Annotated in this window: 14 protein-coding genes and 1 tRNA gene; 2 read left to right on the plus strand and 13 right to left on the minus strand. The window is 62.6% G+C overall.

Features of this window, described 5'->3' with window-relative positions:
- Positions 1–21: 21 nt before the first annotated feature.
- The 4 genes from ACK1VC_RS16985 to ACK1VC_RS17000 all read right to left on the minus strand — a co-directional run bounded on the left by ACK1VC_RS16985 (position 22) and on the right by ACK1VC_RS17000 (position 4,883).
- The gene (locus ACK1VC_RS16985; protein ID WP_191087259.1) at positions 22–1,239 is read right to left on the minus strand and encodes a DUF3422 domain-containing protein; all 1,218 of its coding nucleotides are present in this window, start codon (positions 1,237–1,239) and stop codon (positions 22–24) included.
- Between the two features lie 217 nt (positions 1,240–1,456).
- On the minus strand, positions 1,457–2,887 hold the full coding sequence (locus tag ACK1VC_RS16990; protein WP_191087260.1) for an aldehyde dehydrogenase family protein: 1,431 nt from the start codon (positions 2,885–2,887) through the stop codon (positions 1,457–1,459).
- A gap of 13 nt (positions 2,888–2,900) precedes the next feature.
- Complete coding sequence (locus tag ACK1VC_RS16995; protein ID WP_016484854.1) at positions 2,901–4,400, minus strand: purine-cytosine permease family protein; 1,500 nt, start codon at positions 4,398–4,400, stop codon at positions 2,901–2,903.
- 93 nt (positions 4,401–4,493) lie between these two features.
- Positions 4,494–4,883, minus strand: a complete 390-nt coding sequence (locus ACK1VC_RS17000) for a YybH family protein (protein WP_016484855.1) — start codon at positions 4,881–4,883, stop codon at positions 4,494–4,496.
- Positions 4,884–5,151: 268 nt separating this feature from the next.
- Here ACK1VC_RS17000 and ycaC point away from each other — a divergent pair, with 268 nt between their 5' ends.
- Both ycaC and ppk2 read left to right on the plus strand, forming a co-directional pair.
- Positions 5,152–5,772: an isochorismate family cysteine hydrolase YcaC gene (gene ycaC, locus ACK1VC_RS17005; protein ID WP_016484856.1), complete on the plus strand. Its 621-nt coding sequence runs from the start codon at positions 5,152–5,154 to the stop codon at positions 5,770–5,772.
- Positions 5,773–5,876: 104 nt separating this feature from the next.
- Positions 5,877–6,695, plus strand: coding sequence for a polyphosphate kinase 2 (ppk2, locus tag ACK1VC_RS17010; protein WP_023048692.1), 819 nt, complete (start codon positions 5,877–5,879; stop codon positions 6,693–6,695).
- A 145-nt stretch (positions 6,696–6,840) separates the two neighbouring features.
- Here the strand turns inward: ppk2 and ACK1VC_RS17015 are convergent, their stop codons facing one another.
- From ACK1VC_RS17015 to ACK1VC_RS17055, 9 genes are all read right to left on the minus strand, one after another.
- Positions 6,841–7,845: a SulP family inorganic anion transporter gene (locus ACK1VC_RS17015; RefSeq protein ID WP_023048693.1), complete on the minus strand. Its 1,005-nt coding sequence runs from the start codon at positions 7,843–7,845 to the stop codon at positions 6,841–6,843.
- 173 nt (positions 7,846–8,018) lie between these two features.
- On the minus strand, positions 8,019–9,119 hold the full coding sequence (gene ychF, locus ACK1VC_RS17020) for a redox-regulated ATPase YchF (RefSeq protein WP_095115861.1): 1,101 nt from the start codon (positions 9,117–9,119) through the stop codon (positions 8,019–8,021).
- Between the two features lie 23 nt (positions 9,120–9,142).
- A complete protein-coding gene (gene pth, locus ACK1VC_RS17025; protein WP_009686183.1) occupies positions 9,143–9,727 on the minus strand; it encodes an aminoacyl-tRNA hydrolase in 585 nt (194 codons plus the stop codon).
- Positions 9,728–9,806: 79 nt separating this feature from the next.
- Positions 9,807–10,400 (minus strand): 50S ribosomal protein L25/general stress protein Ctc, encoded by a 594-nt coding sequence (locus ACK1VC_RS17030; RefSeq protein WP_016484861.1) that lies wholly within the window; start codon positions 10,398–10,400, stop codon positions 9,807–9,809.
- Between the two features lie 118 nt (positions 10,401–10,518).
- The gene (locus ACK1VC_RS17035) at positions 10,519–11,460 is read right to left on the minus strand and encodes a ribose-phosphate pyrophosphokinase (RefSeq protein ID WP_003247410.1); all 942 of its coding nucleotides are present in this window, start codon (positions 11,458–11,460) and stop codon (positions 10,519–10,521) included.
- Between the two features lie 48 nt (positions 11,461–11,508).
- Positions 11,509–11,583, minus strand: a tRNA-Gln gene (locus tag ACK1VC_RS17040).
- A gap of 20 nt (positions 11,584–11,603) precedes the next feature.
- Positions 11,604–12,464, minus strand: a complete 861-nt coding sequence (ispE, locus tag ACK1VC_RS17045; RefSeq protein WP_191087261.1) for a 4-(cytidine 5'-diphospho)-2-C-methyl-D-erythritol kinase — start codon at positions 12,462–12,464, stop codon at positions 11,604–11,606.
- A 4-nt stretch (positions 12,465–12,468) separates the two neighbouring features.
- Entirely contained in the window at positions 12,469–13,086 is a 618-nt protein-coding gene (gene lolB, locus ACK1VC_RS17050) for a lipoprotein insertase outer membrane protein LolB (RefSeq protein ID WP_016484863.1), read from the minus strand.
- Between the two features lie 4 nt (positions 13,087–13,090).
- Entirely contained in the window at positions 13,091–14,812 is a 1,722-nt protein-coding gene (locus tag ACK1VC_RS17055) for a tetratricopeptide repeat protein (RefSeq protein WP_016484864.1), read from the minus strand.
- Positions 14,813–15,146: the final 334 nt, after the last annotated feature.

Here is a 15,146-nt window from a genome sequence, read left to right on the forward strand (position 1 = left end):
TGGCGCATAGCGCCCCCGAATTCAATGCTGCTTGGCCTGCTTGATCCTCAGCAGAATCACCAACAATACCAGCAGCACCGGAGGCGCCATGGCCAGCAATCCATCCCGCGCCGTCAGCCCCAACCCCAGCACATTCAGCCCGCCATACAGCAGCTTGAACAAATTCAGCAGGTAGTAGGTGATGGCAATGATCGACAGCCCCTCTACCGCCCGCTGGATCTTCACCTGGGCATCGGCCCGGGCATTGAGGCTGCGCAGGATCTCGGCGTTCTGTTCTTCCATTTCTACCTGAACACGCGCCTGCAACAGGTCGCCCAGGTTTGCCACGTTTTTCGCCAATTGCTCCAGCCGCTGCTCGGTCGCCGCGCAATAGCGCACAGTCGGCTTGAACCGACGCTCGATGAACACCCCCAGGCGCTGGCAGTCGCCTACATGGCTTTCCCGCAGCTCGCCCAGGCGTTCGAACACCAGTTGCGCATAGGCCTGGGTGGCGCCGAAGCGGTGGCGGGTTTTTACCGTGTGGCTGACCACCTGGCGTGACAAGTGGGCAATGGCGTCCAGTAACCCTTTGGAGTCATGGCCGTCCCCCCCGGCACTGCGCTCCGAGAGGCTGATCAACGTCTTGTCGAAAGTATCCAGTTCTTGGCTCAGAGCCTTGGCCGTGGCCAGGGTCAGCGAGGCCATCATGCGGTACGTCTCGATTTCCAGCAGACGGCGGATCATGCGGCCCTGGCGGTAGGCATTGAGGCGGCGGTTGATGAACAGGAAACGGTTGGTACCATCTTCGGTCAGGCGGAAATCGCTCCACACCACCGCATCGCCCCCGCCAACGCACGAGCCGCACGGATCTTTGAAACCATAGCGAGGCAGGTCAAGCCCCTGTTCGTCACGCACCAGCACCTGCACGGCGTTGATCACCTGCGCCACCTGCGGGGCGATGGCTTCGGCCAGCACGGGAGGCAGGGGCCGCCATTCGGTGTCGGTGGCAGCGCACGGCACCACCAGTGTCAGGGTGAAGAACTCGGTGTGGCGTTCCCACTTGAACGGGTGGCCATCCAGGCAGGTGATGCCTTGCGCGGCAGCGGTGTCCAGGGCCTCCGGGCAGCAGCGTTGCAGCAGCGCTGCACAGGCAGCATCACCGCCGAGCAAGGCCAGGTGGAAGACATGCGCCGGGCCGTCGAAGTACAGCGACGGGCGGGCGTGCAGTTCGTTGTGCAAGGCGGTGCGTTGAGGGTGCATGGGTGGTCCGGCCTGGTGTTGTGATTGTTGGGGTACCAGGAAGTGGGACTTTGCAGCGGGCGGAGAAAGTCACGCGGGGCGGAGTTTTGTTCTACCTGTACCGGCCTCTTCGCGGGTGAACCCGCTCCCACAGGTTCAGTGCAATTTTCAAGGACAGCACCGTACTTGTGGGAACGGGTTTACCCGCGAATGGGCGGCAACGCGGCCCCTTGCGATATCAGCCGAGGCAACGCGTCACATGCTTGACCGATTGGTAGGCCGACAACCCCCAAGGCCCCAGCTCACGGCCGATGCCGCTACCCTTGGTACCGCCCCACGAGGTTTCGACGAACACCGCCTGCACCGAGTTGATCCACACATGGCCAACCTCCAGCGCATCGGCCACACGCTCGGCGCGGTCCAAATCGGCAGAGCACACGGTCGCCACCAGCCCGAAGCGGCTGTCATTGGCCTCGGTAATCGCCTGCTCTTCACTGGCAAACCGGCGTGCGCACAGCACCGGGCCAAAGATTTCCTCGGTCCACAGGCGGCTGTGTTTCGGCACGTCGGTATACAGCGTCGGGCTGACGAACCAGCCGTCACGGTCAAGCGCCTTGCCACCGGCCAGGCACTGCAAGCCTTCTTCGCGCGCCGTGGCAAAGTAGCTGGCCACCTTCAGCCACTGGGCCTGGCTGGTCAGCGGGCCCATGTCGACCTCTTCGGTCAACGGGTTGCCAACCCGCAGGTTTTCCAGTGCCGCCTGCAAGCGTGGCAGTAGCGCATCGGCAATACCGTTCTGCACCAGCAGCCGTGACGTGGCTGAACACATCTGCCCGGCGTTCCAGCTGATGCCGGCGACAATCCACTCTACCGCCTGGTCGACATCGCAATCGTCAAACACCACGATCGCCGACTTGCCGCCCAGCTCCAGCGTCACCGGCCGGCACTGTGCCGACGCACTGCGCATCACCTGGCTGCCGACGCTGTTGCTGCCGGTGAACGACAGTTTGTCCAGGCCATTGTGATTGCTCAGCGCGGCACCGGTCTCGGCCTTGCCGTTGACGATGTTCAGCACCCCCGCCGGCAGGCCCAGAGCGTCGGCAATCTGGCCGTAGGCCTGCTCGATCAGCGGGGTGACCTCCGATGGCTTGAGCACCACGGTGCACCCGGCAGCCAAGGCCGGAGCGAGCTTCCAGGCGCTGGTCACCAGCGGGAAGTTCCACGGTACGATCAGGCCGACCACACCCACCGGCTCCAGGCGGGTGCGCGCAGTGAAGCCTGGGGCGGCCAGCGGGACGTCGCGATGCTTCGCAGGCAACTGCTCTGCGAGCTCGGCGTAGTAGCCGAAGGTGGCGATGGCGTCATCCAGGTCGATTTCCGCCTCGTGACGGGGCTTGCCGTTGTTGCGCATCTGCAAGGCGATCAGCGCTTCACGGCGCTGCCCGAGCTGCTCGGCAAAGCCGCGCAGGAAAGCTGCACGTTCGCTGGCGCTGGTGCTTTTCCAGGCGGGCAGGGCGCTGCGGGCAGCGGCTACGGCCTGGTCGACCTGGGCCACGCTGGCAGCCATGAACTCGGCGAACGGTTGCCCCAGCGCAGGGTCATTGACGCTGATGCAGTCGTTGCCTTGGCCTTCGACCCAGCGGCCGGCGATGTAGTGGGAGTTGGTCATGGTCGGTTTCCAGTCAGGCCATTTCGGCAGTGGTCACAGGCGTGTGCGCGGTGCTTTTGCACCGCACCCAGCGCGGGCCCTGGGGGCCATACACGCCCGCAGGTTCAGGGAACAGGTTGAGCAGCAGCAGGTACAGCACGCCAGCCAGCCCCAGGGTGACCGGCAGGCTCAGGTCGATGCCGCCGGCCAGGTCGCCCAGCGGGCCGACGAACTGCCCGGGCAGGTTGACGAAGCACAGGCCGACCGCCGCGCTGGGGAGCCACGCCCCCATGCCGCGCCAGTTCCAGCCATGCTGGAACCAGTAGTGGCCACCACGCTGGCCGCGGGTGAATACCTGCAGGTCATCGGCGTGGTAGAAGCCGCGGCGAGTGATCAGGCCGAGGATCATGATCACCATCCATGGGCTTGTGCAGGTGATGATGAGTACCGCGAAGGTCGACACGCTTTGCACCAGGTTGAAAGTGAAACGGCCGACAAAGATGAAGCCGATTGCCAGCACACCGATCAGCAGCGTGGCGCCGGCGCGGCTGAGCAGGCGCGGGAACACGCTGGACATGTCCAGGCCGGTGCCATACAGCGCAGTGGTGCCGGTGGACATGCCGCCGATCACCGCAATCAGGCACACCGGCAGGAAGAACCAGCTTGGCGCCACCGCCAACAGGCCACCCACATAATTATTGGCGGCGATGTAGTCCGGTGCCTGGGTCGCTACCAAGGTGGCGGTGCAAAGGCCGAACAGGAAAGGAATCAGCGTTGCGCCCTGGGCTGCTATCACCGCCAGCATGATGCGCGCCTTGGGTGTTTCACGCGGGATATAGCGCGACCAGTCGCCCAGGAAAGCGCCGAACGACACCGGGTTGCTCATGGCCAGGATCGCCGCACCGACGAACGCCGCCCAGAAGCCTGCCTGGCCAAGGTTGACGCTGCCTGCGTAGCCGGCATCGAACGGCCCGGCAAAGGCCACGATGCCCAGCAGGAACAGCAGGCTTGAAGCCCACACGGCAATCTTGTTCACCCACAGCATGAAGCGGAAGCCAAAGATGCACACCACCAGCACCAGCACCGCGAACAGGCCGTAGGCCAGGCCCAGGGTGAGGTCGGTTTCCGGCAGGCCGGCCAGGCGCTTGGCACCGCCGACCAGGGCGTCGCCCGAGCTCCACACCGACAGCGAGAAGAACGCCACGGCCGTGAGCAGCGACAGGAACGAGCCGACGATACGCCCGTGCACACCAAAGTGCGCGCCCGACGACACGGCGTTGTTGGTACCGTTGAGTGCGCCGAACAAACCCATCGGCGCAAGAATCAGGGCGCCCACGCCAACGCCGAGCAGAATGGCCCAAACGCCCGCCTGGAACGACAGGCCGAACAGCACGGGGAAGCTGCCCAGCACTGCGGTGGCGAAGGTATTGGCGCCGCCGAAGATCAGGCGGAAGAGGTCCAGCGGGGAGGCGTCGCGTTGATCATCAGGGATCTGTTCGACGCCGTTGGTCTCGATACCGGTCGAGTGGCTCATGGTGATGCTCCAGCGCGGTTGTTGTAGCCGGCGCAGTGCGCGGGCCTTCTTGTGGGTGCGATGGCAGGGCGGCAGGGCCGCGTAAAAAAGTGATCAGGCCGGCGAGACGACCGACAGGTGCTCGTGGCAGGCCAGCCACTGGTCACCCTGGCGGCGGAAGACGATAGTCTCGCGCTCGCTCATGCGGTGTTCTTCACCGGCGATGCGGATATGCGTGGCCACATCGTGCATGAAGATCGCCACATCGCCTTGCAGGCTCACGTGGGCATTGGCCGATTCGCAGGCGAGCACTGCAAACCCTTCGGCCTGCCACTGGGCCCAGAGGTCTTCGTAGGCACGGCGCGACAGCAGCGGTTGCGGCAAGGTGTGGAAAAGGAACGTCGCGTCTTCGCTGAAACAGGCGAAATAGCGGGCGGTGTCGTTGCTGGCGAACGCGGCAACGAGGTCGGCGGCGGCTTGGCGCACCTGAAGTGTCTGGTCCACGGGAGTGGCCTCACGGTTTTTGTGATTATGGTGAAGCGATTCTGGTGGCGGTTGGCGAGGGGACAAATCGCTGAAGGCAAATAATCAGTTCAGGAATTTGTGAAGTGATGGCGGGGCGCAGGTTCTGTCCGGGCGCCACTCTGTGGGCGCTGGCTTGCCGGCGATGAGGCCAGTACAGGCAACAACAGGCGAACCGACTGACGGTCTGTCCCACCGTTCATCCTTGCCTACGCTGATACTCCCAACCCGCTGAAGCAAGGAGTTCACCGTGACCTTCCAATACAAGCGTCTGGACAAGAACAACGCCGCCGTACTGCTGGTCGACCACCAGGCCGGCCTGCTCTCGCTGGTAAGGGACATCGACCCCGACCGCTTCAAGAACAACGTACTGGCCCTGGCCGATCTGGCCAAGTACTTCAAGCTGCCGACCATCCTTACCACCAGCTTCGAGACCGGCCCCAATGGCCCGCTGGTGCCGGAACTGAAAGAGCAGTTCCCCGACGCCCCCTACATTGCGCGCCCCGGCAACATCAATGCCTGGGACAACGAAGACTTTGTCAAAGCCGTAAAAGCCACCGGCAAGAAGCAGCTGCTGATTGCCGGTGTGGTCACTGAAGTGTGCGTGGCCTTCCCGGCCCTGTCGGCGCTGGAGGAGGGGTTTGAGGTGTTCGTCGTCACCGACGCCTCTGGCACCTTCAACGAACTGACCCGTGACTCGGCGTGGCGGCGCATGGAGGCTGCCGGGGCGCAGCTGATGACCTGGTTCGGCGTGGCTTGCGAGCTGCACCGCGACTGGCGCAACGACGTCGAGGGCTTGGGTACCCTGTTCTCCAACCATATACCGGACTACCGCAACCTGATGACCAGTTACAACAAGCTGGCCAAGTAGCGCCTCCTCGGGGCTGCACCGCAGCCCCCCTCAACCTGCAAGCGAAGCGGCAAACCGGTATGAATCGACCATACTGACTCTTCATTCGCCCTCAGGAGAGTGTCATGTCGAAGCCGTCCAGGAAGAAATCCACCCAGCAACAGCCAGAAAAACTGGGCGGCAAGGCCTACGAAAAAGCGCTCAAGCATCTGCATGTAGAGCTGGTAAAGCTGCAGGAGTGGGTGGTGGCCAAGGGGCTGAAGGTATGCATTGTCTTCGAAGGCCGTGATGGCGCCGGCAAGGGCGGCACCATCAAGGCCATTACCGAGCGGGTCAGCCCGCGGGTGTTTCGCGTGGTGGCGCTGCCGGCACCGACCGATCGGGAAAAAACCCAGATGTTCCTGCAGCGCTACGTGGGGCATTTGCCCGCCGCGGGCGAGGTGGTGATCTTCGATCGCAGCTGGTACAACCGTGCGGGGGTTGAGCGGGTCATGGGCTTTTGCTCCGGCAACCTTGTCGACAAGTTTCTCGCCGGGGTGCCCGTGTTCGAAAAGGTCATGGTCGAGTCGGGCATCATCCTCATCAAGTACTGGCTCGAGGTCAGCGCCGAGGAGCAGACCCGCCGCCTGGAGGATCGCATCAACGATGGTCGCAAGCTGTGGAAGCTTTCGCCCATGGACCTTAAATCGTATACCCGTTGGGATGACTACACCCAAGCACGGGACGACATGTTCCAGGCCTCGGATACAGCCTGGGCGCCGTGGTTCATGGCGCACTCGGACGACAAACGTCGTGCCCGCCTGAACATCATCAGCCATTTGCTCAGCCGTATTCCGTACAAGGACATCACCCGTGACCGGGTGGTGAAGCTGCCCAAACGCGGCAAGGTCGGCAAGTACAAGGCCGTGGCCTACCCGTTCAAGGTCGTCGAAGAACGCTTTTGAACCCCTCCCTGTGGGGCGCTGCGAGGGTTAGCGCTCATGCCACAGGACGGCAGCCTGCTGCAGGCGACGGTGGTGGGACCGCCTTCGGAGTCGGCGTGAGTTTTTCGGAGGGGGGGGAATCCGCGAAGCAGCCAGTACAAGGAACCTAAGGCTGCCAATCAACCCCACTTTCTTCCAGATAAGCATCCACAGCGGCACCCACCGTGGGGTGAAAGGCCGTCTCCCCCATATGCTGAAACAACTCGAACCGCCGCATCTTGTCCTTCACCGGGTCCTTCATCTCGGCAAACTGCAATTCCACCCCTCGAGCCTCCAGTGCCCGGTCCAGTTCGGCCAGCATGTCTGCCGAGGTGATGTCGATACTGGTCACTGGCTCCGCCGCTATTATCAGCCGCTGCACCGGCGTCGGCGACTCGTCCACGGCCGCCATCACGGTACTTTGGAACTGCTCGGCATTGGCAAAGAACAGCGGCGCATCCCAACGCAGCAGCACCAGCCCCGGAATACGTCGAGCCTGTGGATAACGCTGCACATCGTGGTAGCCCCGGGTGCCATCCACCCGGCCCAGCACTGCATGGTGTGGCCGCCAGCCGTCCCACAGAAACTCGATCACCGCGATTGCCACCGCAATGCAGATACCGGGAATGGCCCCAAACACCGCCACACCGACGAAGCAGGTGAACGACAGCCAGAACTCCCACTGTTGCATGCGGTTCATGTAGCCATAGCGGATCGGCTTGGACAGCAACTCGGTGATGAAGCCCAGGCGCAGCAGCCCGGCAATCACGCAGAACGCCCCGGCGATCAGCGCCATCATGCTGGCGATGGCGATTGCCCGCTGTGGGTCGCTGGCGGCGTGCTGCACCACCACCGCCAGGATCGGCGCGGCCAGCGCCGAATCCGGGCCCAGCACCAGGATTCGGCTGGGGCCGAACAGGGCGTAGACCAGCAACGGGATGATGGTGGCGTACAGGCCGTAGATTCCGGGTACGCCGGACGCTTCGGCGTAGGCAATGCCCACCGGTACCAGCATGGTGGTCAGCACCAGGCCGGCGGCGATGTCCTTGGCTAACCAGGCGCGTTGATAGTGGAGCAGGGTCACCAGGCCGGGTAGCCAGCGTTGCCAGTCGAAGCGCGTTGGTTCGGGCATGGTGCGGGCTCAGGGGAGGAGGGTGCTGAGCTTCAGCTTAGATGCTATGCCCGTAGAAACGAAGAAGCCGCGCAGGTGCGCGGCTTCTTCGTGTTGAGTGACCCGTCCTGAACAGACATTTCGTCTGTTTCAGGGCTGGGTCGTCTCTTGAGACGCTGTGAACGTCTGCTGAATCAGACGTTGAAGCGGAAGTGCATCACGTCGCCATCCTTGACGATGTAATCCTTGCCTTCCAGGCGCCACTTGCCGGCTTCCTTCGCACCGCTCTCACCCTTGAACTGGATGAAGTCGTCATAGGCCACCACCTCAGCGCGGATGAAACCTTTTTCGAAGTCGGTGTGGATAACACCAGCAGCCTGTGGTGCAGTGGCGCCGACGCGTACGGTCCAGGCACGTACTTCCTGCACGCCGGCAGTGAAGTAGGTCTGCAGGTTCAGCAGCTCGTAACCGGCGCGTATCACGCGGTTCAGGCCAGGCTCTTCCAGGCCCAGGGCCTCGAGGAACATGTCCTTCTCTTCGCCGTCGTCCAGCTCGGCGATTTCTGCTTCGATCTTGTTGCACACCGGTACAACGACCGCGCCTTCTTCCTCGGCAATGGCCTTGACCACGTCCAGGTGCGGGTTGTTGTCGAAGCCGTCTTCGGCGACGTTGGCGATGTACATCACCGGCTTGCTGGTCAGCAGGTGGAAGCCACGGATGACGGCTTTTTCGTCGTCAGCCATGTTCTTCATCAGGCTGCGTGCAGGCTTGCCTTCGGTGAAGTGCGGGATCAGCTTTTCCAGAATGGCCTTTTGCGCCAAGGCTTCCTTGTCGCCGCCCTTGGCGTTGCGGGCTACTTTCTGCAGTTGCTTTTCGCAGCTGTCGAGGTCGGCGAAGATCAGTTCGAGGTCGATGATCTCGATGTCACGCTTGGGGTCGACGCTGTTGGAAACGTGGATCACGTTTTCGTCTTCGAAGCAGCGCACCACGTGGGCAATGGCGTCGGTCTCGCGGATGTTGGCGAGGAACTTGTTGCCCAGGCCTTCGCCTTTCGAGGCACCGGCAACCAGGCCGGCGATATCGACGAATTCCATGGTGGTCGGCAGGATGCGGTTTGGCTTGACGATTTCAGCCAGCGCAGCCAGACGAGCATCGGGCATCGGCACGATGCCGCTGTTTGGCTCGATGGTGCAGAAAGGGAAGTTCTCCGCCGCGATGCCAGACTTGGTCAGGGCGTTGAACAGGGTGGACTTGCCGACGTTGGGCAGGCCGACGATGCCGCAATTGAAACCCATGGGTATTCCCCTCTCTAAAGGAATCAGGCCTTCTGGCTGTGCAGCTCGCGCATCGCCTTGGCAAAGTCGCCGGCAAGCACGTCCGGCAGCACGCCGAGGGCAAAATCGATGCTGGCGTCGAGCTTCTCCTGCTCGGCGCGCGGCGCGCGGCCCAGGACGAAGTTGGATACCAGTTTGGCGTCACCCGGGTGGCCAATGCCAAGCCGCAGGCGGTGGAAGTCGTTCTGGTTGCCGAGCTGCGCGATGATGTCGCGCAGGCCGTTATGCCCACCATGGCCGCCGCCGCGCTTGAGCTTGGCAACGCCCGGAGGCAGGTCGAGTTCGTCGTGCGCCACCAGGATTGCTTCCGGCTTGATGCGGAAGAAATTGGCCAAGGCCGCCACGGCCTGGCCGCTGCGGTTCATGTAGGTGGTGGGGATCAACAAACGAACGTCGTTGCCCTGATGGCTGAACTTAGCCGTCAGGCCGAAATATTTTTTGTCAGCAGTCAGCGATACACGCTGGGCGCTGGCAATGCGTTCAACGAAAAGAGCCCCTGCGTTATGCCGGGTCTGTTCGTATTCGGGGCCGGGGTTACCCAGGCCAACGATCAACTGGATGGCGGTCACGTCAGGGGCTCTTCCTTGGAGTTGGTGGGTCACAGTGCGCGCGGCACTGTAACCCGATCAACGCCGGCGTGCGAGTGGATTACTCGGCAGCGCCTTCTGCTTCTGGAGCAACGCGTGGAGCGTGAACGTTGGCAACAGCTTTGTCATCACCGTGGGCCAGAGCTACGAACTCTACGCCTTTCGGAGCTTTCAGGTCCGACAGGTGGATGATGGTGCCGATTTCAGCGTTGGCCAGGTCAACTTCGATGAACTCAGGCAGGTCTTTGGCTTCGCAGGAAACTTCGATCTGCGATTCAACGTGCGAGATCTCGCCGCCTTTCTTGACCGGTGCTTCTTCGTTGATGAAGTGCACTGGAACAACAGCGGTCAGCTTCTGGCCAGCAACGACGCGGATGAAGTCAGCGTGCATGATGAACTGCTTGGCCGGGTGACGCTGCATGGCCTTGACGATGACGTTTTGCTTGACGCCGTCAACGTTCAGCTCGATCACGTGGCTGAAGGCAGCTTCGTCTTCGAACAGCTTGGTGATTTCCTTGGCCAGGATGGTCAGGGATTGAGCTTCTTTGTCACCACCGTAGACAACGGCAGGGATGCTCAGCGCATGACGCAGGCGGCGGCTCGCACCTTTCCCCAGGTCAGTACGCGCTTGGGCGTTCAGGATAAAATCAGTCATTTTGTTTCTCCAAAATAGCCCCCCGAGAGCGTTTGCGACCAGCGCCAACGGGGATGGCAAAAAAGCCCCGCCCCAACACATGTTGGGGCGGGGCGCTTCACATCAACACGCGTTCCGCTTAGCGGAACATCGCGCTGATCGATTCTTCATTGCTGATGCGGCGTACCGCTTCAGCGACAACCGGTGCGATATCCAGCTGGCGGATACGGTCACAGGCTTGAGCAGCGGCGGACAGCGGAACGGTGTTGGTCACCACCAGCTCGTCCAGTACCGACTTCTCGATGTTCTCGATCGCGCGGCCCGACAGGACAGGGTGCGTGCAGTAGGCGTAAACCTTGGCAGCGCCGTGTTCTTTCAGGGCTTTGGCCGCGTGGCACAGGGTGCCGGCGGTGTCGACCATGTCGTCTACCAGGATGCAGGTGCGCCCTTCGACGTCGCCGATGATGTGCATAACCTCGGAGTGGTTAGCCTTTTCGCGGCGTTTGTCGATGATACCCAGGTCGACACCCAGGGACTTGGCGACTGCACGTGCACGCACGACACCACCAATGTCCGGGGAGACGATCATCAGGTTCTCGAAACGCTGGTCTTCGATATCGTCTACCAGTACGGGCGAGCCGTAGATGTTGTCGACGGGGATATCGAAGAAGCCTTGGATCTGGTCAGCGTGCAGGTCGACGGTGAGAACACGGTCGATACCCACGACAGTGAGCATGTCAGCGACAACTTTGGCGCTGATGGCTACACGTGCCGAACGCGGACGGCGGTCCTGGCGGGCATATCCGAAGTAAGGAATCACGGCGGTGATTCGGGATGCTGAGGAACGGCGGAAGGCGTCGGCCATCACTACCAGTTCCATCAGGTTATCGTTGGTCGGGGCACAAGTCGGCTGAATAATGAAAACGTCTTTACCGCGAACATTTTCATTGATCTCAGTGCTGATTTCGCCGTCGGAGAACTTACCGACAGAGACGTCACCGAGAGGGATATGCAGCTGACGTACGACACGCCGAGCCAGATCGGGGTTAGCGTTCCCCGTAAAGACCATCATCTTGGACACGCGCAGTACCTGAAGGCTGAGGGTATACCTGGATGAGTATAAGGAAAATGGCAGGGGCGGCTGGATTCGAACCAACGCATGGCAGGATCAAAACCTGCTGCCTTACCGCTTGGCGACGCCCCTGTATCTGTTGCTGCGAACGCTTATGCGCTCGACTTCTTGACCAGACTTTGCAGCTTGCGATGCAACATCGAAATATTGCTTCCTTTCGCCACAAACCCTGTTTGGGTCGCTGAAAGAAGGGCCAGAACTTTATCAGCTTCGGCTTTGCTTGGGAAGGCCCCAAACACACAACTTCCAGTGCCGGTTAGTCGAGCCTCAGTGAATTTACCCAGTGAATTCAACGCATTGCGAACTTCTGGGTAACTCTGCTCTACCACCGGTTGGCAGTCATTTCGACTGTTTCCCTCGGGAACGGGGCGCATATTAAGGGGGAGGGAATCACGTGTCAACTGCGGATGTGAAAAAATTTCTACTGTGCTGACAGACACTTGCGGCACCAGCACGACATACCAAGGCTCTTCAGGGTCAACCGGGGTCAACTGTTCGCCCACACCCTGGGCGAACGCCGCATGGCCGCGCACGAATACCGGTACGTCGGCACCCAGGCTCAGGCCCAGTGCGGCCAGGCGGTCTTCGTCCCAGTCCAGTTGCCACAGGTGGGCGAGGGCCAGCAGGGTGGTTGCGGCGTCCGAGCTGCCGCCGCCGATGCCGCCACCCATGGGCAGCACTTTGGTCAGCCAGATATCGGCACCCAATGGGCTGCCGGACTGTTCCTGCAGCTTGCGCGCAGCACGCACGATCAGGTTGCTGTCGTGCGGTACTGCCTCGATCTCGCTGTGCAGGCGGATCACGCCATCGTCACGTACGGCGAAACTCAGTTCGTCGCCATGGTCGAGAAACTGGAATACGGTTTCCAGCTCGTGATAGCCATCCGCGCGACGTCCGATGATGTGCAGCCACAGGTTGAGCTTGGCCGGGGCGGGCAGGGTCAGCGTGTGCATGAAATCAGTGCCCCAGCTGGCGTGGCTGCCAGTCCTTGACCACCAGGGTCACGTCCAGATTCTTGCCGTGCAGTTTCAGGCGCTCGGGCAACCAATAGCCATTCTGTTCGGTGTAGCTCAGGTACTGCACCTGCCAGCCATCCTGGTCAAGGCTGGCCAGGCGGCTGTCGCCGTCCAGAGTCAGCTTGCTCTTGCTGTCGGGGGCGGGCAGGCCGCGGACCCACCACACCAGGTGCGATACTGGCAGCTGCCAGCCGAGCTGCTCTTCCAGCAGGGCTTCCGGGCTGGTGGCCTCGAAGCGGCCCTGGTTGGCCACTTCGAGCACAACGCCACCGGGGCGGCCGGTCAGTCGTGCGGCACCACGGCCGAGTGGGCCAGCCAGGCGAATGTCGTAATAGTCCTGGCGCTGCAGCCAGAAGAGCGTGCCGCTACCTGAATCGCGCGGCGCGCGGATGCCGACTTTGCCGTTGATCTGCCAGCCATCAAGGCTGCTCAACTGCGCTTTATGGGCGCGCCACTGCTGCGGGTCGCCGTGCCCTTGCAGGGCCTCGCGGCTACCGAAGCCGGCACAGCCAGCCAGCAGGGCGATCAGGGTGAAGGTGATGCAATGGCGCAGGAACATGGCGTTAAAGGGTCTCGGATCCGGTCAGGCGCAAAAGGGTTTTGCGCAGGATGGGGCTGTCGGCCTGGGCTTCGAAGCCCTTGGCCCATACCTGGCGGGCTTCGCGGCGCTTGCCATTAGCCCACAGCACTTCGCCCAGGTGGGCGGCCACTTCGTGGTCGGGGAAGTTGGCAAAGGCTTGGCGCAGGTAGGTTTCAGCCTCGTCGAGGTTGCCCAGACGGTAATTGACCCAGCCCAGGCTGTCGAGTACCGCCGGGTCGTCCGGGGTCAGCTGGTGGGCCTTGTCAATCAGCGCCTTGGCTTCGGTGTAGCGGGTGGTACGGTCGGCCAGGGTGTAGCCCAGGGCGTTCAAGGCCATGGCATTTTCCGGCTCGCGGGCGATGATGGCGCGCAGGTCCTTTTCCAGTTGGCCAAGGTCGTCGCGCTTTTCGGCCAGCATGGCGCGCGTGTACAGCAGGTTGAGGTCGTCCGGGTAGCGCTGGATGGCTTGCTGCAGCACCTGGCTGGCCTGGGCGTCCTTGTTGTTGTTGCTGTAACTTTCCGATTCGATCAGGAACAGCTGGATGGCGTAGTCCGGCTGGGCTTCGCGGGCCTCGGCGAGCAGGCGTGAAGCCTCGGTGCCGCGGCCGTTGGCAATCAGGATGTCGGCCTGGCGCAGCTGCGCCGGCAGGTAATCGGGGCCAGGGCCGACCAGGGCGTACTCGCGCAGGGCGCCAGCGGGGTCGTGGCGTTCTTCGCGGATGCGGCCCAGGTTCAGGTGTGCGGCGTCGACGTTGCTGTCGCGCTCGACCAGCTCCTGCAGGTAGCCTTCGGCTTCATCCCAGTCTTTGTTTTCCAGGCACACCAGGGCCAGTGAGTAACGCAGCTCGTCATCGTCGGGGTATTGCTGGACCAGGCTGAGGAACTCGCCCTTGGCATCGCCGATGCGGTCCTGTTCGACCAGGGTGCGGGCATAGGTCAGGCGCAGGCGCTTGTCATCCGGGTTGTCGCGGATCGCGCCGCGCAGCAGCGGCAGGGCCTCGGGGCCACGGTCCAGGGCCTGAAGCAGGCGGGCGCGCAGCAGGATCGGGGCAATTTCGCCGTTTTGCGTCGGGTGCGATTCGAGTAGCTCCAGCGCCTCTTCAGCCTTGCCGTCCTGGTTCAGCAGCAGTGCCTTGCCGAATATCAGCTGGCCGTTGTCGGGGTATTTCACCAGCAGGCGCTCGAAGCTTTGCAGCAAGCCGTCGCGGGTGCTCTGGTCGGTTTCGGCGGCTGACAAGGCGAGGAAGTCGAAGTGAGTGTCGCCTTGGCCCTGCAGCACTTTTTCCATGTAGGCCATGGCGTCGTCATAACGGCCGGCGCGGGCTAGCTGGATGGCGGCGGCGCGCTGGGCGTCGAGGTTCTGCGGGTCATTGCGGGCCCAGACCAGCGCGTTATCCAGCGCCGGCTCGTCGGCGCCGAGGTATTCGGCAATGCGGTAGGCACGCTCGGAAACCCCGGGGTCCTGGGTTTTTGCTGCCTGGTCGGTGTAGTTGGCCAAGGCGATATCGAAGCGGTTGCGCTGGCCAGCCAGTTCCGCGACCAGCAGGCTGTACAGCGTGTCCTGCTTGAACGAGCCATACACCACGGGCTTTTCCGCCTCGCCCTTGCCGGCTTCGGCGATGGGAGGCTCGGCCTTTTGCGGGGCCAGGTTCTGGCAGCCCTGGAGCAGGGCGAAGGCAAGCAGCAATGCGTATGGTTTGTTCATAGAAGGCTTTAGGAGGACTCACCGGCGGTCGGAGCATGATGACACAAGCGCGGGGGCAAACCCACCTGCGAAGGTATGAAGCTACGCTCAGCACATGCAGACCGCGCAGCGCGCGCAGGGTTCGCCCGGGCATTGCCACGATGCCCAGCGCTCGCTCGCGCTCACGCTCTTGTTTCTGCTTTTGCTTCTGCTTCTAAGCGCGCGATGGTTCAAGCGACGCAGATTGCGACTTCAGGAGGCCGAGCGCAGGGCTTGCGCAGGGAGGTGACGGGCATGGATGCCCGTCAAGCGCTGGGCCCCAGGATGGGGCCTGCAGCGCGGTCCTCCCGGGAGC

Source organism: Pseudomonas sp. XP2 (assembly GCF_053557975.1).